The sequence below is a fragment of the Amycolatopsis orientalis DSM 43388 genome (genome assembly GCF_000411975.1).
GTDB lineage: Bacteria > Actinomycetota > Actinomycetes > Mycobacteriales > Pseudonocardiaceae > Amycolatopsis > Amycolatopsis orientalis_D.
Genome location: NZ_ASXG01000158.1, coordinates 43,930 through 63,985 on the forward strand (window position 1 = coordinate 43,930; position 20,056 = coordinate 63,985).

Below are 20,056 nucleotides of genomic sequence, written 5' to 3' on the forward strand. Positions count from 1 at the left end.
GCTTCGGAGGTCACCAACGCACGGGGGAAAACAATGCAGACTCCAGTCACCATCATCGGTGCCGGCCTGGGCGGACTGACCCTGGCGCGGGTCCTGTACCTGCACGGGATCCCGGCCACGGTCTACGAGGCCGAGCCTTCGCCGATGGCGCGGTCCCAAGGCGGATTGCTCGACATTCACGACTACAACGGTCAGATCGCCATCGAGGCGGCCGGCTTGATGGACGAGTTCCGCGGCCTGATCCTCGAAGGCCGCCAGCAGATGCGGATCCTCGATCCCGACGGCACCGTCCTGCTGGACCATCCCGACGACGGCACCGGCGGCCGTCCGGAAGTCCTGCGCGGCGAGCTGCGGCAGATGCTGCTCGACTCGCTCCCGGACGGCACCGTCCGCTGGGGCCGGAAGGCCAGCGGCGTCCGCGCGGTCGCCGACGGACACGAGGTCTCCTTCGCCGACGGGAGTTCGGTCGTCGCGAGACTGCTGGTCGGCGCAGACGGCGCGTGGTCGCGGGTGCGTCCGTTGCTGTCCGGCGTGGTGCCGGAGTACACCGGTCTCGCGTTCGTCGAGACCTACCTCTACGACGCCGACATCCGGCATCCGGCGGCGGCGAAGATCGTGGGCGGCGGCGGCATGGGCGCGCCCGGGCCCGGCCAGCGCATCATGGCGCACCGCGAACGCGACGCCCTGCACACCTACGCGATGCTGAGCAAGCCGGAGGCATGGTTCGACGCGCTCGACGGCCTCGACCCCCGGACCGCGCTGGCCCGGATCGCGGCCGAGTTCGACGGCTGGGCGCCGGAACTCCGCGAGCTGATCTCCGGCGGCGACACCGCGCCGATCCTGCGCCGGCACTACCGGCTGCCGGGCGTGCACCGGTGGGAGCGGATCCCGGGGGTGACGCTGATCGGCGACGCGGCCCACGTGCAGGGCCCGAACGGCGAGGGCGCGAACCTGGCCCTGCTCGACGGCTCCGACCTCGCCGAACTGCTGGCCGCGCACCCGGACGACGTGGATACCGCGCTGGCCCGGCACGAGGAACGGATGTTCGCCCGCAGCGAGGAGGTCGCCGCCGAATCCGCCGAGATGGCCAAACGGATCACCGCCGACCACGGCAAGGACACCGCGAAGGTGGTGGCCGACGGGTTCCGCCGGATGCTGGCCAAGAAGCGGGAACCGGCGGAGCGGGTCCGCTGAGGCCGCGCTGGAGGGTTACTCCGGCCGTGCGCGGGTCGGTGGCCTGGAGGGTTTCGGTGCCCCGCCCGGCGCGGAACTTCAAGCGAGCCGGTGCGCCTTGAAGAACTGGAGGATCACCGGGGTGGCGTCAATGGCGGTGGGGGTGTCGGAATCGTTGTTCGGCTGGGTGCTCGGCCAGACGTGCCCCGCTCCCTCCACCCGGTAATGCACCAGCGAACACCCAGGCCACCACTGCTTCACCACGCCGGGCACCGGAGAAACCGAGACCGGGTGAGGGAAACACCGGTCGCGGGCGGCCCAGCCGGCCAGCCAGTCCGGAATGGACGGAAGGCCCTTGTCCGGATTGCCGCCGTAGGGAATGGTGGTGTCGGCCGTGCCGTGGAAGTCGAGCAGCGCGACCTTCCGGCTCGGGTGGCAGGCGCCGCCCTGGGGGTAGAACGCGCCGGAAACCGGGGCGAACGCGGCGATCCGGTCGGCCATCCGGCAGGCCAGCACGCCGACGAACCCGCCGCCGTTCGATTTGCCCGCGGCGTAGATCCGCGCCGGGTCCACGCACATCCGGTGCTGCAGCGAGGTGAGCAGGTCGCCGGTGAACTGGACGTCGTCGACCGGGGCCGAGTAGGGCGCGCCGGTCCAGGCGGATTTGCCGTCGGTGCCGGGGACGCCCTGCGGGTACACCGCGATCACGTCCGAGCCGGAGAAACCGGAGAGCTGCTCCTGGTACTCCGCCGTTCGGCCGTGCCCGTGATAGGAGAGGACGACCGGGTACTGCCGGTGCGGGTTGTACCGCGCGGGGACGTAGATCCGGTACTCGCGCTCGATCCCGCCGGACGTCAGATGCTCGACCGTCGTGGTGCCGGAGCCGGCCACCGCCTGCCCGCACCCGGTCGTCCGCGCCGGCTCAGCCGCCGAAGCCGGTGCGGTGAGCACCCCGAACCCGATCGCCGCGGCTGCTACGGCAACGCCTGCACGGAAACGTCCGGACATCCGATCCTCCTCGATCGACGGGCGAGCGCGACCATAGTCACCCCGCATCGGCCCCGGACGAACCTTTCGTTCATTGAGTTAACGGCTACGCTGGCTCGGGTGACGGACGCGGAAGAGTCCTCTGTCAACCGCATCACCGGCGGCCAGTTCGACAAGGTCGTGATGGCCGGGGCGGTGCACGGCGACATCAATGTGGGCCGATCGGGCGACAGCCCGGCGGATCTGGCCGACCCGCTCCTCGCCTCGGTCCGCCTGCGCCCCGGCGGAACCCTGGCCGACCTGGTTCTCGACACCGATCCGCCGCGGGTCGCCGTGCCGGGCGGGACGGTGCACATCATCACGGTGGAAGCCCGGACGAACCGAGCCGTCGTCCTGCAATCCGCGCGCGTGGTGGTCGTCTCGCGGACCCCGCCGCGCCCGGCCTGCCTGCTGGTCCGGCTCGGCGCACACCTGGAACCGCGTCCCTTCACGACTGATTTCGACGCCCCGTCGCCGCGGCTGGTCGCGCAGGGCCCGGATTTCCCGTTCACCGTCAGTGCGACTGACGTCGAACAGTTCGAGATCGAGCCGATCACCACCACCCACGAGGTCGCGTGGCGGCTGGAAGTGGACTGGACCTGCGCGGGCCGCCAGGGCACCACCGTCATCGACAACCACGGCGAACCGTTCCACGCGTACCCGGTGCCCGTTCTCTACTCCGGCCGCTCCCACTCGGTGCTCAGCTCCGGCTGCGACCTGTTCCACGAACGTGGTTGCCCAGCCAACCTGCTGGCGGGGTCGGGGGCTCCCGCTTCCCTGTGGGATCGCGAACAGCCGCCGCCTTACCCCGTGCTGCCGCCGCTCTCGGAAGTCCCGGCCTTCGTGGACCTGGACCCGGACCAGGCGGAGTCGTGGCCCGAATACCGCCGGGTCGCGGTCGCGCTCCGGATGTCCGCCGCGTCGGGCGATTTCCGCAGCCACGAACCGCCGGAGCGCCGCGCGCTGCTCCTCCGGGTGCTGCGGTACCTGTTCGTCTCGGGCCAAGCCCACCCCGGCGTCGCACTGGGGCGGCTCGTCCACGCCGAATGGACCGCGGCGCTGGGCGAGGACCACCCGGACACCCTCGCCGCCGCCAACCGCCTGGCCGGTTGCCTGATCGGGGCCACCGACCACGAGGCTGCCCGCGACCTGCTGGCCGATCTCCTGCGCCGAACGAGCCGCGTGCTGGGCGAGGACGACCCGCTGACGCTGACCGTCGCGAACAACCTTTGCGTGGTGTACCTGGAGTTGGACGAATACGAGCGCGCCCGCGAGCAGACCGAGGACGTCCTGGCCCGAAGCCGCCGCGCCCTGGGGCCGGACGCGCTGGGCACCCTGCGGACCACCGGCAACCTGGTCCAGATCCACCTCCGGCTCGGCGACCGGGCCTCGGCGCTCGCGGTGCTGGATGACCTGCTGCCAAGGTGCCGAAGGGTGCTGGGGGAGGACCATCCGCAGACGGTGAGCGCCGCCGCGGTCTTGGCCCAGGTCCAGGAGCAGGAGGACTGAGCCAGTATTCGCCTTCCCGCAGTGCGGTTTCCGCCGCGGCGAGACGGCCAGGCGGGGCCGACCGGGATCAATGCGGTCGCTGTGCCGCCGCGGGGTTCGAGGAAGCTGCTTGGCAGCAGGAAACAGGTCGAAGTACGGCAGGGGCCGCCCCGCCGCGAAGCGGGCGACCGCGCCGTACTTCCAGTCCGGAGGCTCATCGTTGGAGTCGGTCTCGTCTTCCACACCGTGCCCCAGACCAGTTCGGCGCCGGCCCGCTCGGCGAGCGCGAGCAGCGCGGTCCCGGAGCCTGAATTGAGCCAGGCCCGGCGGCCGGGCTCTCCGCCGCGAAGGCATTCAGCGGCCCGTCCACGTCGAGCAGCAGAATCGCCTTCACAATCCGGACGCTACCCAGCACCCCCAGGTCAAGGACGGCAAAACCCCTTGCCCGCCAACACCCGCTCCACCGAAGCCTGCACCTGTGCGCCCGACAGCTCCCCGCTTTCCACCGCCCGCTGGAGCCGCTCCACCACTGCTCCCACGTCGTTGTGGCCAGACGAGAACAACGCCTGATCCGCCCCGGCCCGCAGCGCCTTCAGCACCGCGTCCGGCAGCGCGAACCGGTCCGTGATCGCCTTCATCCCGCCCAGGTCGTCCGTGATCACCGGGCCGGTGAAGCGGAACTCGTTGCGCAGCAACCGATACGCCGCGGGCGCCAGCGACGCCGGCTCGTTCCCGGTCAGCCCGGGCACCTCGAGATGCCCGACCATCACCCCGACCTGTCCGTACTCCGAGATATCCCGGTACGGCACCAGATCCACCCGGCGCAGCTGGTCGAGGGGCGGCGTGACGACCGTCCCCCGGTGCGAATCCCCGGAACCATGGCCGTGCCCCGGGAAATGCTTCAGCACCGGCTGCACCCCGCCCGCGCGCAGGCCCTCCGCGAAAGCCAGCGCGTACTGCCGCACCTTCTCCGGATCCGGGCTGTACGAACGGTCGCCGATGACCGCGTCGTCGGGTTCGTCGCTCACGTCCGCGTCCGGCGCGTAGTCGACCGTCACCCCGCGTGCGCGCAGCTGCTTGCCCCGCTGTTCCCCGATCGCGCGCACCTCGTCCGGCGTCTTCGAGGCCGCCAGCTGCCGGGCGCTCGGGAGCGAGCCGTCGAGGTCGTCGATGCGCTGCACCCGGCCGCCCTCCTCGTCGACCGCGACCGAAACCGGGATCTTCGCGGCCCGCTGGACGTCGTCGAGCGCGCCATTTTGCAACAGCGTGGTCTTTTTGTCCCCCACGAAGATCCCGCCGACCTGCTGCGTGCGCACGACGGCCGCGACGGCCGCCGGATCGCCCGCGTTGACCCCGGGCACCACCAGTTGCGCCACTCGCGCCCGCAGGTCCATCGCGGATACCGCCGACGCGCACGACCCAGGTCCCGGCTGGGTCTGTGTCGGTGAAGTCGACGCAGGTGGAGCGGCTTGCGGAGAACTGCCCGCGGTCGGCGGGGTGAGCGCGGTGGACGTGGGGGTTCCGGAAACGGAACGATCCCCGGAGCACGCGGAAAGCGCACATATGAGCGTTAACGCGCTGACGGCTCCTGCGGTGCTCCGGCGGGGTCGTGCGTGCGCCTTCATCATTTCCTCTGCTGGTCCGGACAGGTCTCCGTGACGGTAACGGAACCCCACCGGCGGGCCCAACTTCACGCTGTGAAGAATGAGCGCGTCCCGACTAGAGATTTCGTGAAGCCGCGGTGGGCACACTGACCGGCACACGACAAGCACAGGCTCTGCACCGGGGAGGCAGCGATGAATCAGGTCAAGGTTGCGGCATGGGCTTCGGACCCGATCACCCTCGCGGGCCTCATCGACCATCTGCGCACGCGCCGCGAGGTGCGGGTGCTGCCGGGCCAGCAGCGCGGGGAAGCGGCGGTGCTCGTGTTCGCCGCCAACCGGGTCACCCGTGAGGTGAAGGCGGCGCTGCGGGCGGCGGCCTCGGAAACCCCGGCGGCCATCGTGTTCGTCGCCGGATACGTCGACGCCGACGATCTCGCCGAACTGGCCGCCTGGCACGTCGCCGCGGTGCTGCCGCGCGACGCGATCGGCGGCGACCAGCTGGTGCGCAGCATCGTGGCGGCCGCTTCCGGGCGCGAGACCTCGATGCGGGACCTGCTGCAGCAGGCCGAGACCCTGCGCCAGGGCGGCGACCGCACCAACCTGTCGCCGCGCGAGGTCGACGTGCTGCGGCTGATGGCCGAGGGCTGGGACACCGCGGAAATCGCGAACAAGCTCTGCTACTCGGAGCGGACCGTGAAGAACGTGATCTACGGCATGACGAACCGGCTCAAGCTGCGGAACCGCCCGCACGCCGTCGCCTACGCGCTGCGTGCCGGAGTGATTTAAAGGATGCTCACCACGTGCGAAAGCTGACCCGGCGCCCGGCCGTTGCCGCGCTCGCCGCCGCATTCCTGTCACTGGCGGCCGCGTGCGGTTCCGCCGCGTCCTCGGGGAAGATCACGCTCAGCGTGGCCACGTTCGGCGAGTTCGGCTACGCGCCGTTGTTCGAGCAGTACCAGAAGGACCATCCGAACATCGAGATCCGCAGCCGGGTCACCGATTTCGACACGCATTTCAAGAGCCTCGCCACGCAGCTGGCGGCCGGGCGCGGCGCGGCCGACGTCGTCGCGGTCGAGGAGCAGTACCTCCCGAAGTACATCCGGGCCAAGGACAAATTCGTCAACCTGGCCGACTACGGCGCGGACAAGCTGAAACCGCAATGGGCGCCGTGGAAGTGGGCGCAGGGCACGTCGGGCGATTACGTCTTCGGGCTCGGCACCGACATGGGCAGCCTCGCGATGTGCTACCGCCGGGACCTGTTCCAGCAGGCCGGATTGCCCACCGACCGCAAGGCCGTCGCGGCGCTGATGCCGGACTGGCCGGCGTACGCGAATCTCGCCGCCCGGTTCACCGAAAAACTGCCGAACGTGAAGTTCGCCGATTCGGCCGGAACCGTCTATACCGCGATGCTCAACCAGTCGCCGGAGAACTACTTCTCCGCCAAGGACGATTCCTACATCGCCGACAAGAATCCCAGCGTGCGCAATGCCTTCCAGCTTTCCGGCGGTCTCGCGCAAGCGCACGAAACGGCGGGCGCGACCACCTATACCCAGGCTTGGAACGTCGCGATCAAACAGGGCACTTTCGCGACCATCGCGTGCCCGGCGTGGATGCTCACGCAGATCAAGGAGGCCGGCGGCGAAGCGGGCAGCGGCAAATGGGACGTCACCACGGTGCCGGGCAACAGCGGCAACCAGGGCGGTTCCTTCCTCGCTGTGCCGAGGCAAAGCGCGCACCCGAAGGAAGCGTACGAACTCGCGCAGTGGCTGACCGCGCCCGCGCAGCAGAAACGGCTCTTCCTGTCCGACGGAATCCTGCCGAGCGAACCGAGCGTCTACCAGGACCCGCAGGTCATCGCCCACACCGATCCGTATTTCTCGAACGCGCCGGTCGGCCAGCTCTACGCGGCTTCGGCGGACCGGCTGCGGCCGAACTACCGCGGCCTGCACGACGCGGACGTGCGCCCGGAATTCGGCCGCGCGCTCGGCCGGATCGAGGACGGGAGCGAGAACGTCGAGCAGGCGTGGGCCGATGCGGTCCGGATGGGCCGCGAAGCGATCAAGTAGCTGTCGTGGACCGGAAGCTCACCCCCTACGTCTTCATCCTGCCGTTCTTTGTCCTTTTCGGACTGTTCGGCGCGTTCCCGCTGCTGTACACGTCTTGGGTTTCGCTGCACCGGTGGGATTTGCTTTCCGGTCCGGAAGGCGGGCTGGGCCTCGCGAATTACCTGGAACTGTTCGCCGATCCGCGGTTCTACAACGCGCTGTTCAACACCGTCAGCATCTTCCTGCTCGCCGCGATCCCGCAGTTCTTCCTCGCGCTCGGCATCGCCGCGCTGCTGAACCGGCCGCTGCGCGCGGCGACCTGGTGGCGGGCCGGGCTTTTGCTGCCGAACCTGGTGTCCGTGGTCGCCGTCGGGCTGGTGTTCGCGCAGCTGTACAGCTCGGGCTACGGCGTGGTCAACGAGGTGCTCGGCTGGTTCGGGGTGCCGCCGGTTTCCTGGCAGGCACACAAGTGGTCGTCGCATCTCGCGGTGGCGAGCATGGTGATGTGGCGCTGGACCGGCTACAACGCGCTGATCTACCTGGCCGCGATGCAAGCGGTCCCGCAGGACCTGTACGAAGCCGCCGCGCTCGACGGGGCTTCTCGCTGGCGGTCGTTCTGGTCGATCACCGTACCCGGCATCCGGCCGACGATCGCGTTCACCGCGGTAGCCGGCACGGTCAACGGCCTCCAGCTGTTCGCCGAGCCGCAGCTGTTCGACGCCACCGGAAACGGCGGCGCGGGAGGCAACGACCGGCAGTTCCAGACCCTCACGATGTATCTGTACGAAAAAGGCTTCGGCAAATTCGACGCCGGATACGCCGCGGCCTTGTCCTGGGTGATGTTCCTGATCTGCCTGGTGTTCGCGATCGTCAATTACCGGCTCGTGCGCCGGTTCGTGGGTGCGCCGTGATCCGCCGAGGCCGGGCGGGAGCCTGGGTGTATGCGGTGCTGGTGGGGCTGGTCGCCGCGTCGCTGTTTCCGCTGTACTGGTCGTTCGTGGTGTCCACTCGGGACAACGCGGCGATCGGCGAGACCTCTCCGCTGCTGCTTCCCGGCGGTCATCTCTTCGACAACATCCAGCGCGTCTTCACCACGGTGGATTTCTGGCTGGCGATCGGCAATTCGCTGATCGTCGCGACGACGGTGATGCTGTCCAATGTGGTCCTGTCCAGCTTCGCCGGGTTCGCCTTCGCCCGGCTCCGCTTCCGCGGCCGCAACACGCTGTTCTTCCTGGTGGTCGGCTCGGCGATGGTGCCGGCACAGCTCGGGGTCGTCCCGCTGTACCTGGTGGTGAGCGATTTCGGCTGGTACGGGCGGCTGGAGGCGGTGATCGTGCCCGCGCTGGTGAGCGCGTTCGGCGTGTTCTGGATGCGCCAGGCCTGCGAGGGCTCGATCGACCAGGACCTCGTGGACGCGGCCACTGTGGACGGAGCGTCGATCCTGCGCACGTTCTGGCACGTCGCGGTCCCGGCGATCCGTCCACAAGCGACCGTCCTGGCCATGGTGACCTTCCTCGGCGCGTGGAACGACTACTTCTGGCCGCTGGTCATCCTCGACCCGGCGCAGACGCCGACCGTGCAGGTGGTCCTGTCCCAGCTGGCCAGCGGGTACTTCACCGACTACGCCTTGATGCTGACCGGCGCGACGCTGGGCGTGCTTCCGGTGATCATCCTCTTCCTGCTGCTCGGCCGGAACCTGGTGCGCAGCATCTCGACCGGGCTAAGGACGTCGTGAGACGTACTGGCCGAAGAACCCGGCAATCGCGGACCGCTGCACGGCGATACTCGCCCGAGGATCAATAGTCCCGATCCGGTTTTCCCGGACCTTCGGATCCACCGGCACTTGTTCCGCCAGCTTCGGCAGGAACCACTGCACGTCGGTGTAGCTGTAGTGCATCGCGGTAGCCAGCGTGATGTCCCGCTTCGGTGCCGAAGTGTGCTCCCACAACGACTTCCACGCGGGTGCCGTGCGGTGACTGCGCGCCTGGCCGTCGCTGGTGCTGCCGGAAGACCCCATCAGCAGCACCGGCCGCGACACCCCCGCCGCGCCAGCGCGAGTGAGCTGCTTGCCGTCGACGTCGTAGGCGAGCCAACCGTCCAGATCAGCCGCAGCGTCCACTCGGGAGTCCACCGTGGACACTTCGGCAGCCGTGTCCCCGCCGAACGAATGCCCGATCAGGCCGACCCGGCTCAGGTCCATCGCCTTGCCGAGCCCCGGAATGCTGGGCAACCGGTCCAGCACGAACCGGACGTCCGATACCCGCGTCTGCATCCCCGCCACCAGGTCCTTGCTGTGCTGCGAGAACACCACCCGCCCGTCCGGGAAGACGACGAACGGTGCCTCGCCAGTGTGGTCGATGGTCACCACGAGGTACCCGCGGCTGGTGAGGTCCTCGGCCGTCGCGGTGCCCAGCGCGCGCAGCGAAGCCCAGCCCGGCGAGTACACGACCACCGGCCACCGTGCCCGCACCGGCGCGTCCGCCCGGGCATGGGTCTCGACGGCTGCCCAGTCGACCTTGCCGGTCGGCAGCCCCAGCGCCGGGGCCGCGCCCTGGTCGAAGTACTCCGCGGACGCGGCGGGCAGATACCGCGCCTTCGGCCCCGTGCCCGGCTGGGCGGGATACCAGACGCTGATCATCAGCTCCCGGTTCCGTGCCTGGTCAACGAGGTGGACATCGCGTTCGCCGATCGCGTGCGGCCCAGTTGGCGTCGGCAGTTCGAAAGTGGTCTCCGCCGAAGCGGGCGCGGCGTTCAAAGCGGTGAGGAGGAGAGCCGCGGCGAGGACAGTTCGGAAGCGCATGCCGGAACTCTGCCGTTCCGGCCGGGCGGCCCGCGCCTGCCGACCGTCCCCGGTTACCCCTGACTTTCGTCAACCCGTCCGGCGCGCCACGGCGGTTGCCAGCTCGCTGCGCGACGGCGCGTCCAGCTTTCCGAGCAGCCGCACGACGTGGGCCTGGACCGTCCGGCGAGGCAGCCGCAGTTCCGTCGCGATCTCCGGATTGGACCGGCCGGCGGCGACGAGCCGGGCGATGCGGACTTCCAGCGTCGACAGCGACTCCCAGCCGCGTTCCGGCCGCGCCGACGCCACCGAGGACCCGCGCTGCACGCCGACCGCCTGCAACCGGGTCTCGGCGTGCCGCAGATTCCACGCCGCCGAAAGTTCGGTGTACAGCGAGGCCGCCTCGTCGAACGCGGTCTGCGCGGCATCCAGCCGGCCGACCCGGGCCAGCAGCACGGCCGCGTCCTCCAGCGCACTGGCCAGTTCCGGTTTCCGTCCCACCGCACGGAAATGTTCCGCCGTCCGCAGAACCGGCTCCGGATCCTCGCCCAGCAACCCACGACACCATTCGGCCGCCGCGAACGCCCGCGCCGGTTCGAGTTCCTTCTCCGCCTCTTCGACACATACCGCGAGCGCCCGCTCCGCCGCGGCCCGGTCGCCCGCCGCCAACGCGATCTGCGCGAACTGCGGCAACCACTGATGCCGCAACATCATCTGCGCGTACGTCGGATTCAGAATCGGCTCGAACACGGTGATCGCCTTCTGCGAATCACCCTGCTGATAGGCGACCAGCGCGTGCGCGGCGAGCAAGAAGTCGAAACTCTCCCGCTCGGCACTGGTCGCGGGCGCGTGCTCCTCCGCCGCGTCCAGCAGCGCGGCCGCCTGCGCGTGTTCGCCGCGTCGCGCCGCGATCAGCGCCGCGACCCCGTGCAGCAGCAACGCCGCCGCCCCCGGTTCGCGGAGGCCGAAGAAGGTGATCGCCGGGCCGTCCTCGGTCACCGTGTCCAGCTCGACCAGCGCTTCGTCCCACCGGCCTTCCCAGTACCGGTGCACCGCGACGGAAACCTGCAGTCCGCTCGGCATGCTGTGCCGCCGCGTCACTTCGGCGGCTTCCTGCAGCGTGCGGTTCGCGTCGTCCAGCCGGTCGAGGTTCTGCAGCGTGAAGACGCGGTTGTCCAGCAGATCCAGGTGCAGATCGGCCAGTTCGGGCTCGTCGCCGACGGCCGCGATCGCCTCGTCCACGTGCTTCAACGCGCTTGTGTGGTGCCGCCGCACGGAATCGACCAGCCACAACGTCTGCAGCGCGTGCGCGGTGAGGTAGGCGTCGCCGTCCGCCTCCGCCCGCGCGCGATGCGCGTTCTTCTCCGCGACATCGAGGTCGTCGAGCCCGCCGCGCCGGAAGTTCGCGAGCAGATGGCGGCCCCGGACCCGCCACAGCTCCGGCACTCCCGGGTCCTCCGCCGGATTCCCGAGCGTCTCCACAGCGAGCCGCACGTCCCCGCGGCGGAACCGCATCGCGGACACGACGTGGCGCATCTCGGCCGCGTGGTCCGGATCGCGGGCCAGCTCAAGTGCTTGCAGCGCGAGGTCTTCCGGATTCCGTTCGAGCCGGAACAGCACCCGCACCAGCGCGACGAGCAACGGTTCGCGGCGCGGATCGTCGTCCTCGACCACGGCCAGCGCGCGCTCCAGCAGCTCGACCGCGATCAGCGGGGCCCGGTTCGACACCGCGCTCTGGTGCTCCACCAGCCAGTCCGGTACCCACGGATCCACAGTGGACGGAACGGCGACGAGCTGCTCGGCGACCCGCTTCACCGGCGCGCCGATCTTGGCCAGCGCCTCGGCCGCCTGCCGGTGCTGCCGCGCCCGGGTTTCTGGCGGGAGATGGTGGTACAACGTCTGGCGCAGCAACGGAAGCCGGAACGCGAGCTGGGTCCCGGTGTCGAGCAGGATGTTGTCCGCCACTGCTTCTTCGAGCGGGCCGAGCAGGTCCGACGGCCGCTGTCCGAGCACCGCCGCGATGTCGCCGACCTCGAACTCCATGCCGAGGATCGCTCCCCAGCCGAGCACGTGCCGGGTCTTCGCGGGCAGCAGCTCCAGCCGCCGGTTGACCGCCGCGACGATCGACTCCGGCGGCTCGAACCGCAGCGGATCCGGGACGTCAGCGAGCCCGTCGCGGTGCTCGACCGCGCCCGAATGCACCAGCGCGTCCAGTGTTTCCTTGAGGTACAACGGATTGCCGCCGGCGCGGGCGACCAGGTCCCGCAACCGCGGCCCGGGCTCCGCGCCGATCTGCCGGCGCAGCAGGGAGAGGACGTCTTCCTCGCCGAGCGGACCGAGGTCGAGCACGATCCCGTCGCGTGTCTCGACCCCGCGGCGCAGCTGGGTCATCTCCGGCCGCTCCGGCGCCGGTCGCGTCGCGGCGACCAGCAGCAACGGCAGCTGCCGGGCGGCCGCGGACAACCGGTGCCACACCAGGACACTCGACTCGTCCGCCCACTGCAGGTCGTCGACCACGAGCAACAGCGGCGATTCGGCGCACAGTTCGTCGACGAGCGCCAAGAGCCGGTCCACCGAATCCAGCACCGGGTCGCCGACGCGCCGCACCGGTTCCTCGCTGCTCAGCGCGACGCGAGCGCGGCGGGGATCCGGCGAATGCGGGTCGATCGCCAGGCATTCGTGCATCACCTGCAACGGGAACCGCATGCTCAGCTCGTCCGCGGCGACCCAGGCGACCTGCAGGCCGCGCACGTCGCCGAACGCGTGCGCGAGCAGGTCGGATTTCCCGATGCCGGGTTCGCCCTCGATCCACACCGCCCGGCCGCGGCCCGCGCGGACCCCGTCGAGCAGCTGGCGCAGCTTGCCGGCTTCGGCTTCCCGGCCGAGCAACGGCTCCCGCGGCGCCCGCACGACCGGCTCGGGTGCCACCGGTCGGCGCAGGTCCAGCGCCGGGTCCTCGGCGAGCACGAGCTGGTGCAGTTCGCGCAGCCCGGGACCGGGTTCAACACCCAGCTCGGCGCGCATCGTCTGGCGCGCGTCCTGGAACACTTCGAGCGCGTCGGAATGCCGGCCGCTGCGGTAGAGCGCGAGCATCAAGGAGGCCCGCAGTGATTCGCGCAGCGGATATTCCGCGGTAAGCGCGGTCAGCTCGGCGATGATCTCCTGGTGGCCGCCCATTTCCAGCCTGCTGCGGGCGGCCCGGTCGAGGGTGTCCAGCCGCAGTTCGGCGAGGTACGCGCGATGCCGTTCGGCGAAGTTGCCGGGCACGCCGGACAGCGCTTCGCCGTGCCAGAGTTTGAGCGCGGCGCTGAACTCGGCCACCGCCCGGTTGTGCGCCCCGGCCTCCGCCTCGCGTTTGCCGTTTTCCCGGTGTTGCTCGAACTTCGCCGCGTCGAGCGCTTCCGGGGCGAGGTCGAGCGTGTAGCCCGCCGGGCCGGAGCCGAGCACGGTCGACGCGGACCACCGGGTGCGTTCCGGCTCCAGCGCCCGGCGCAGCCCGGAAATGTAGGTGTGCACGCTGCCCTCGACACTGGCCGGCGGCGAATCGCCCCAGACGCCCGCGATCAGCTCCGCGCGCGGCACCGGCCGTCCGGCGGCGACCGCCAGCATGGCGAAGACCGCCCGCTGCCGCGCGGGTCCGAGCGAGATTTCGGTTGTCCCGCGCCAGGCGCGCAGCGGGCCGAGCGCTGTCACCCGCAAATCCCCTGGCATGCCGTTCCATTCGCCGTGTTGACCGAGTTTACCGATCGATCATGGACGCGAGTCCACCCCGGTTCACTCTCCTGCCGCACGCGCGCGGACCGGGCTGGCCCGCCGGATGCCGTACGGCTGCATCCGCGTCTCGGCGCGCCGCACATCCCAGGCCGCGCCGACCGAGGTGTAGCTGGTGAGTGCGGTGAGGAAGGCCGTGCGCGCCTCGTCGAGACGGCGGTACTCGGCGAGCAGGATCGCGGCGTCCTCACTGGCCCGCGCGTGCTTGAGCATCCGTCCGGCGGACTCGTAATGCGTGGCGGCGCCGAGGATCGCGTCCGGATCGGCGGTGACCAGGCCCCGGCAATGCGCGGTCGCCGCGGTGTGCGACGGCGGGGTGTCGTATCCGCTGGTTTCCCCCATGAGGCGCAGCGCCCGGAACGCGTGCGGCTGGTCGCCGAGCTGCATGGCGAGCCGAGCGAGGTCGGGCAGCCACTGCTGGCGCGCCGCGGGCGGGTAGTTCTGCTCCAGCAACGGGAGAAGCGCGGCGAGAGCGGCGTCCGGATCGCCCTCCAGCTCGGCGAGCTGAGCGCGCGCGGCGAGGAGGTAGTCGCCGCCGTTCGGTTCGAGACCGTGCGGGAACTGGTGCCGGGCCGCCGCGTCGAGATGCGCGCGAGCTTCCTCCGGTTCGTCCCGATGACTCGCGATCAACGCGCCGACGCCGTGCACCAGCAAAGCCGATCCCGGGCTGCGCAACACATAAGACGCGGTTTCCGCCCCGCCCCGGATCACGGTGTCCAGTTCGGACAGTGCCTCGCCCCAGCGGCCGCGCCAGTAGTAGTGCACCGCGCCGGCCAGGTGCATTTCGCCGGGCACCGCCCGGGTCGCGGCCAGCTGGCGGGCGGTGCTCAGGTCGGCGTCGTTGTCGAGCCCGTCCAGCACGCCCAGCTCGGACAGATCCGGGACGGCTGCTTGGTGGTCGACGGCGAACCGTTCGATGGTCACCCGCAGGGTTTCGTGCCGTCCGCGCCACATCTCCGGCACCTTCGGATCGGCCAGCGTGCGGCGTACTTCCGCGGCGGCCTCGGCGAATTCGCCGCGGCGGTAATAGATGTAGGCGAGGATCCAGCGCATTTCCGCGGCCTGCCTGCTGTCCTTGGTGCGCGCGACGACCGAACGCGCTTCCGCCTCCGGTTCCCGGCCGAGCCAGAACAGCAACCGGGCGAGCGTGGCGGTCAGCGGTTCGCGCGCCTCGGCGGGCAGCACCGCCTGCTTGACCACTTGCTTAAGCAGGTCCACCGCGGTGCGCGGCGATTGCGCGGCGACCGTGCCGATGTGCTCGACCAGCCAATTCGCCACCCAGGGGTCCGCCTGCGCGGGCGCGGCGGCCAGCTGCTCGGCGACGCGTTCCGCGCCCGCCCCCGCTTTGTCCAGCGCCTCGGCCAGCTGCCGATGCAGTGCGACGCGCATCGCGGCCGGGGTCTTTTCGTACAACACGCGACGCAGCAACGGATGCCGGAACGCGAGCAGATCGCCGGACTCGGCCAGCACTCCCGCGGTGAGCGCCTCCTCGACCGCGGCGACCAGAGCGGTCGGCGCGCGTTCGGTGGCGATCGCGATGTCGCCGAGGGAGAATTCCTTGCCCAGCAAGGCTGCCCAGCGCAACAGGTCGCGCGCGGAGCTGGACAGGAAGATCAGGTAAAGCGTGATCCGCGAGCCGAGCGGCGACGGGATCGAGCGGCACGAGGTACCGTCGACGATCGCGTGCGCGCCGTCGAGCAGGATCATCGAATTGGTCAGCAGGGTTTCGACGATTTCCGTGGCGTAGCGCGGATTTCCCGCGGCGTGGCCGAGCAGCACCGAGAACATCCGGTTCGGTGGTGCCCCGGTGAGGTCGGCGGCGATCTTCCGGATGTCGGGTTCTGGCAACGGTTCCAGCCGCAGCAGGGTGGTCGCCCCGGACGACAGGTCCGCGGCCAGCGCTTCGAGCGCGGCCGAGCGGGGGAGCGGACGGCTCGCTCCGACGAGCAGCAGCGGCAGCCGCCGGGTCTCGCGCGCGAGGTGCTGCCACACCTGGAGCGTCGTTTCGTCGGCCCACTGCAGATCGTCGACCACGAGTGCCAGCGGCGCGTCCGCGCACAGCTGCCGGACCAGTCCGAGAATGCCCTGGACCGGGTCCAGCTCCGGGTTCTCGGCGAGCGCTACCGCCAGCTCCGCACGGCGCAGATCCGACGCGCGCGGGTGCACCCCGAGCGCGTCCAGCAACGGCCGCAACGCAAAGCCCTGGTCGAGAGAATCGGCGGCGGCGAACAGGGCGGGATAGCCGGTTTCGTGTGCCAGCGCGACGGTTTCGGCCAGCAACGCGGTCCGGCCGATCCCCGGTTCGCCCTTGACCCACACCGAACGGCCGAGGCCGCCGCCGAGACCGGCGATGGCTTCGCTGAGCACCCGCAGTTCGTCCTCGCGGCCGACGAACGTCGCCGGCCGCGGCGGCAGCACCGGCAACGGGAAGCGCGGGACTTTCGCGGCCGGCGCGGGCGTGGCCGGTTGATCGGCGGCCAGCAGCTTCTCGTAAAGCTCCCGCAGCGCGGGCCCCGGCTCGGTCCCGGAGGCTTCGACCAGCCGCTCGCGCAGTTCGGTGTAGACGGTGAGAGCCTCGTGCGGCCGGCCCGCCTGGTCGAGTGCTCGCATGAGCAGACCGTGCAGCGGTTCGCGGAACGGGTGTTCCGCGGCGAGTTCGCTGAGCTGCGTGACGAGCCCGGCGGACTCGCCCGAGTCCATCGCCAGCTCGGCGCGGCGTTCGACGGTGGCCAGCCGGAGTTCCTCCAGCCGCACGCGCTGCGCGGTGGCGTAAGGTCCGGACAAGCATTGCAGCGGCGTGCCGTCCCACTCCGCGAGAGCCTCGTCGAGCACGCTTCGCGCTTCGGCCCGGCGTCCTTCGGCGAGCAGCCGGTTGCCGAGGTCGCGCAGCGCGCTGAAGCGGTGGACGTCGATCTGCTCCGGCTCGACGCAGAGCGAATAACCGGACCCGGTCGACGCGATCAGCCGCGATTCGGCGCCTTTGCGGCGGCCCGGTTCGAGAACGCGGCGCAGCCCGGAAATGTAGGTGTAGATGCTTCCTTGCGCGCTGGCCGGAGGCGAGTCGCCCCAGATTGCGTCGATGAGCGCTTCGCGGGAAACCGTGCGATTGGCGGAGAAGGCGAGCACCGCGAAGACCGTGCGCCGATGAGCGGAACCGAGGTCGAGCTGCCGGTCGCCGAGCCAGGCTCGCACCGGTCCGAGCAGCTGGATTTCCGGCGCCGGGACGCCGCCGGATGCCGACATCGGTCTCCCTTCACGCGCTGACGGATCGTCACACGCCGGATGCCACTGGTGAGCTTACGCCGAAAAGGTGACGTGGCGGGACCGCCCCGGGTTGCTTTCGCCGGTCTTGTCCAGCGAATTGTCCACCGGACAGCGGCGCGGGGGAGGACTGCCGGTGAACGCCGGGCAAACCGGCTGTGCGGTCCGGCAGGCACACCTGCCGTGACAAAGGGGCATCGGCCTCGCGCTCTGGTTTCCGGACGGGAATCCCTGCGGCAGCCTCGAGGCGGAACCCGCGCGCTCGATCGCGGCTTCCGCGTGCGGACGGTGAGGAGGAGGCGTGGACCCGGAGGCGAGGTTCGCGGCGGCGATCGACGCGGCGAACGCCTGTTTCGGCACGGTGAACAGCGAAATGGCGGCGCTGCAAGCGTCGTGGCGCGGCGAGGCGGCGGTGCGGTTCGGCCAGGCGATGAACGATTGGGAGCAGCAGTTCGATCGCATTCTGGCAAGTCTGACAGATCTCGTGGACGTCGCGCGCGAGACGGCCGCGTCCACCACGGTTAAACGCTCAAATGAGCGCGTGCGGTGCGCTGATCGCCGATGAGCGGCGATCCCGGTTTCGCACAGGCCGCCGAGGTGCTGTCCCGGATCCGCCGCACAACCGGTGACCTCGGCGCGATGCTCGCCGAACTGGAGACCGCGGTGGAACCCGAGGTGGCCGGCTGGCCCGCCGGCGCGCGAGCCCGCTACCAGGAGGCCAGACGGGAGTGGGCCACCGCGCTCGACCGGATGCCCGAATGCCTCGACCGGGCGGCGCGAGCCTTTCGCGAGATCACCGTCGAGGACCCGAAAAGAGGTTCCTGAGCAGCGGAAACTCCGGTTTTCTTCACCGGCCTTCACGAGCGCGCCAGAAAACGTGAAGTCTCGCTCGGCACACTGCGTTCCAGGCAAGGTGAAAGGGGTAACTCGTGAAGCTCGTCAAGGTCGCGGTGCTCGCCTCGGACCCGATCACCCGGGCCGGAGCCGCGAGCTTGCTCGGTTCGCGCCCGGAGCTGGTTCTGCTCGGCCAGGAGGCGGCGAGCCAGGCGGACGTGGTCCTCGTGATGGAGGAGCACGTGACCGACCGGGTGCTGTCGCAGGTGCGGGAGCTCGGCAGGCAGTCCGAGCAGCCGGCCGGGCCGCACCTGGTGATCGTGGTCGACCATTTCCGCGAGAGCGACCTGATGACGGCCGTCGAATGCGGCGTCGTCGCGATCCTGCCGCGCCGCGAAACCGGTGGCAGCGAGCTGGTTTCGGCAGTGCTGGCCGCCGGGGACGGCACGGCCTCGCTCCCGCCGCGGCTGCAGGGCGCGCTGCTCGCGCAGGTGCAACGGATGCGCCGCGACGTGCTGGAGCCGAACGGCCTCACGCTGTCCGGTCTGGCGTCGCGCGAATGCGACGTGCTCCGGCTGGTCGCCGAGGGCTACGGCACCGAGGAGATCGCGTCGAAGCTCTGCTATTCGGAGCGGACGGTCAAGAACGTGCTGTATGGCTTGATGACCCGCTGCGGTCTGAACAACCGCGCGCACGCCGTGGCCTATGCCCTGCGCGCGGGCGCGATCTAATGTGCTGCGCATGGTGCAGACGGCGGTAGAGATCGCTCGCGGAGTGCGGGCCGGAGAGCTGGACCCGGTCCAGGTGACCGAAGAAGCACTAGCCCGGATCGCCGCGGCGGACGGCGTCGTCGGCGCGTTCCGCCGCGTGCGCTTCGCCGAGGCACGAGCCGAAGCCGCCGAAGTCGCGGCACGCCCCGATCTGGCTTCGCTGCCGCTGGCCGGCGTCCCGGTCGCGGTCAAAGACGTCACCGACGTCGCAGGCGAATACCAAGGCTGGGGCTCGGAAGCCGGACCCCGCGCGCTGGCCGATTCCGACGGCGTGATCGCCTCCCGGTTGCGCGCGGCCGGCGCGGTGATCGTCGGCCTGACCCGCGTGCCGGAGCTGTGCATCTTACCGACCAGCGACGACCCGAGCGGCATCGCCCGGAACCCGCGCAACCCGTCCTTCACCGCAGGCGGTTCCTCAGGCGGCAGCGCCGCCGCGGTAGCCGCGGGCCTGGTCCCGATCGCCCACGGCACGGACGGCCTGGGTTCGATCCGCCTGCCCGCCGGAATGTGCGGAATCGTCGGCCTGAAACCCGGCCGGGACGTGGTCCGCGAAGACGCCCCCGGCTGGTTCGGCCTCTCCACCCACGGCCCGCTGACCACCACGGTCGCCGACGCCGCCCTCCTGATGTCCGTCCTGGCAGAGCGTCCGGAATGGGCCACCCCGGCGACTCCGGACCCCCTGCGCGTCGCGACCTCCACCCAGGTCCCGTTCACCCGCGCCCCACTGCCGCGCCCGCTTCGCGCCGCCGTCGACCAGGCTGGGAACTTTCTCCGCTCAGCAGGCCACTCCGTCACCTCCGCGACGCCCGCCTACCCGCTCCGCGCCCTGGGCGGCCTGCTCGCCCGCTGGTTCGCCGGTCCGTTCGACCAGGCCGCAGGCACCTTCGACCTGTCCCGCCTGCAACCCCGCACGCGCACCCACGTCCGCATCGGCCGCCTGACGTCGCGCCTGGTCACCGACCGAGCCCGCGACGAATGGGAAGACATAGCGGAGCAGTTCTTCGAATCGCACGACGTGCTGGTGACTCCGACGTTGGCCACGCTGCCCTTGAAAGCCCGCCGCTGGCACCGGGAATCCTGGCTGGCCAACGCGATCCCGTCGATGCGGGTGGCCGGATTCACCGGCCCGTGGAACCTGGCCGGATACCCGGCGTTGTCCGTTCCGGTGGCCCGCCATCCCGTCCACGACCTGGCAATGTGCGTGCAGTTGGTGGCCCGCCCGGGTGGGGAACCGGTGCTGCTGGGACTGGCAGCGGAGCTGGAATCGGCGAACCCCTGGCCGCGGACGGTCTGAGGCTCGCCTGC

Annotated in this window: 15 protein-coding genes; 10 read left to right on the forward strand and 5 right to left on the reverse strand. The window is 70.6% G+C overall.

Going from position 1 to position 20,056, the window contains the following annotated elements; all coding sequences use genetic code 11:
- Nucleotides 1-33: 33 nt before the first annotated feature.
- A complete protein-coding gene (locus L942_RS32795) occupies nucleotides 34-1,194 on the forward strand; it encodes an FAD-dependent oxidoreductase (RefSeq protein WP_037367762.1) in 1,161 nt (386 codons plus the stop codon).
- A gap of 78 nt (nucleotides 1,195-1,272) precedes the next feature.
- Here L942_RS32795 and L942_RS32800 read toward each other — a convergent pair whose 3' ends face one another.
- Nucleotides 1,273-2,181: an alpha/beta hydrolase family esterase gene (locus tag L942_RS32800; protein ID WP_037367765.1), complete on the reverse strand. Its 909-nt coding sequence runs from the start codon at nucleotides 2,179-2,181 to the stop codon at nucleotides 1,273-1,275.
- 99 nt (nucleotides 2,182-2,280) lie between these two features.
- Here L942_RS32800 and L942_RS45085 point away from each other — a divergent pair, with 99 nt between their 5' ends.
- Nucleotides 2,281-3,708, forward strand: a complete 1,428-nt coding sequence (locus L942_RS45085) for a tetratricopeptide repeat protein (RefSeq protein ID WP_200863003.1) — start codon at nucleotides 2,281-2,283, stop codon at nucleotides 3,706-3,708.
- A 401-nt stretch (nucleotides 3,709-4,109) separates the two neighbouring features.
- On the opposite strand, the gene L942_RS32810 is transcribed toward L942_RS45085, so the two are convergent.
- Nucleotides 4,110-5,081, reverse strand: coding sequence for a glycoside hydrolase family 3 N-terminal domain-containing protein (locus L942_RS32810; RefSeq protein WP_200863004.1), 972 nt, complete (start codon nucleotides 5,079-5,081; stop codon nucleotides 4,110-4,112).
- 402 nt (nucleotides 5,082-5,483) lie between these two features.
- Here L942_RS32810 and L942_RS32815 point away from each other — a divergent pair, with 402 nt between their 5' ends.
- Genes L942_RS32815 through L942_RS32830 form a run of 4 tightly spaced genes read left to right on the forward strand, consistent with a single transcriptional unit; the run spans nucleotide 5,484 to nucleotide 9,071 of the window.
- The gene (locus tag L942_RS32815) at nucleotides 5,484-6,077 is read left to right on the forward strand and encodes a helix-turn-helix transcriptional regulator (protein WP_037367771.1); all 594 of its coding nucleotides are present in this window, start codon (nucleotides 5,484-5,486) and stop codon (nucleotides 6,075-6,077) included.
- Nucleotides 6,078-6,091: 14 nt separating this feature from the next.
- Nucleotides 6,092-7,357, forward strand: coding sequence for an ABC transporter substrate-binding protein (locus L942_RS32820; RefSeq protein WP_037367774.1), 1,266 nt, complete (start codon nucleotides 6,092-6,094; stop codon nucleotides 7,355-7,357).
- 5 nt (nucleotides 7,358-7,362) lie between these two features.
- Complete coding sequence (locus tag L942_RS32825) at nucleotides 7,363-8,247, forward strand: carbohydrate ABC transporter permease (protein WP_037367777.1); 885 nt, start codon at nucleotides 7,363-7,365, stop codon at nucleotides 8,245-8,247.
- 26 nt (nucleotides 8,248-8,273) lie between these two features.
- Nucleotides 8,274-9,071 (forward strand): carbohydrate ABC transporter permease, encoded by a 798-nt coding sequence (locus L942_RS32830; RefSeq protein ID WP_326929374.1) that lies wholly within the window; start codon nucleotides 8,274-8,276, stop codon nucleotides 9,069-9,071.
- Here L942_RS32830 and L942_RS32835 read toward each other — a convergent pair.
- The 3 genes from L942_RS32835 to L942_RS32845 form a co-directional block, all read right to left on the reverse strand.
- Nucleotides 9,057-10,136, reverse strand: a complete 1,080-nt coding sequence (locus L942_RS32835) for an alpha/beta hydrolase family protein (RefSeq protein ID WP_051166411.1) — start codon at nucleotides 10,134-10,136, stop codon at nucleotides 9,057-9,059. The genes L942_RS32830 and L942_RS32835 overlap by 15 nt on opposite strands.
- 69 nt (nucleotides 10,137-10,205) lie before the next feature.
- On the reverse strand, nucleotides 10,206-13,826 hold the full coding sequence (locus tag L942_RS32840; RefSeq protein WP_037367779.1) for a BTAD domain-containing putative transcriptional regulator: 3,621 nt from the start codon (nucleotides 13,824-13,826) through the stop codon (nucleotides 10,206-10,208).
- Nucleotides 13,827-13,889: 63 nt separating this feature from the next.
- Nucleotides 13,890-17,129: a BTAD domain-containing putative transcriptional regulator gene (locus L942_RS32845; RefSeq protein ID WP_037367781.1), complete on the reverse strand. Its 3,240-nt coding sequence runs from the start codon at nucleotides 17,127-17,129 to the stop codon at nucleotides 13,890-13,892.
- Nucleotides 17,130-17,448: 319 nt separating this feature from the next.
- Here L942_RS32845 and L942_RS32850 point away from each other — a divergent pair, with 319 nt between their 5' ends.
- The 4 genes from L942_RS32850 (at nucleotide 17,449) to L942_RS32865 (ending at nucleotide 20,045) form a co-directional block, all read left to right on the forward strand.
- Entirely contained in the window at nucleotides 17,449-17,712 is a 264-nt protein-coding gene (locus L942_RS32850; RefSeq protein WP_037367783.1) for a WXG100 family type VII secretion target, read from the forward strand.
- On the forward strand, nucleotides 17,709-17,972 hold the full coding sequence (locus L942_RS32855) for a WXG100 family type VII secretion target (RefSeq protein ID WP_037367784.1): 264 nt from the start codon (nucleotides 17,709-17,711) through the stop codon (nucleotides 17,970-17,972). Before L942_RS32850 ends, L942_RS32855 begins: the two co-directional genes overlap by 4 nt.
- A gap of 104 nt (nucleotides 17,973-18,076) precedes the next feature.
- A complete protein-coding gene (locus L942_RS32860) occupies nucleotides 18,077-18,712 on the forward strand; it encodes a response regulator transcription factor (RefSeq protein WP_037367785.1) in 636 nt (211 codons plus the stop codon).
- Between the two features lie 10 nt (nucleotides 18,713-18,722).
- Nucleotides 18,723-20,045 carry an amidase family protein gene (locus L942_RS32865; protein ID WP_037367876.1) on the forward strand — a complete coding sequence of 441 codons (1,323 nt, stop codon included), beginning with the start codon at nucleotides 18,723-18,725 and terminating at the stop codon, nucleotides 20,043-20,045.
- The last annotated feature ends 11 nt before the right edge of the window (nucleotides 20,046-20,056 follow it).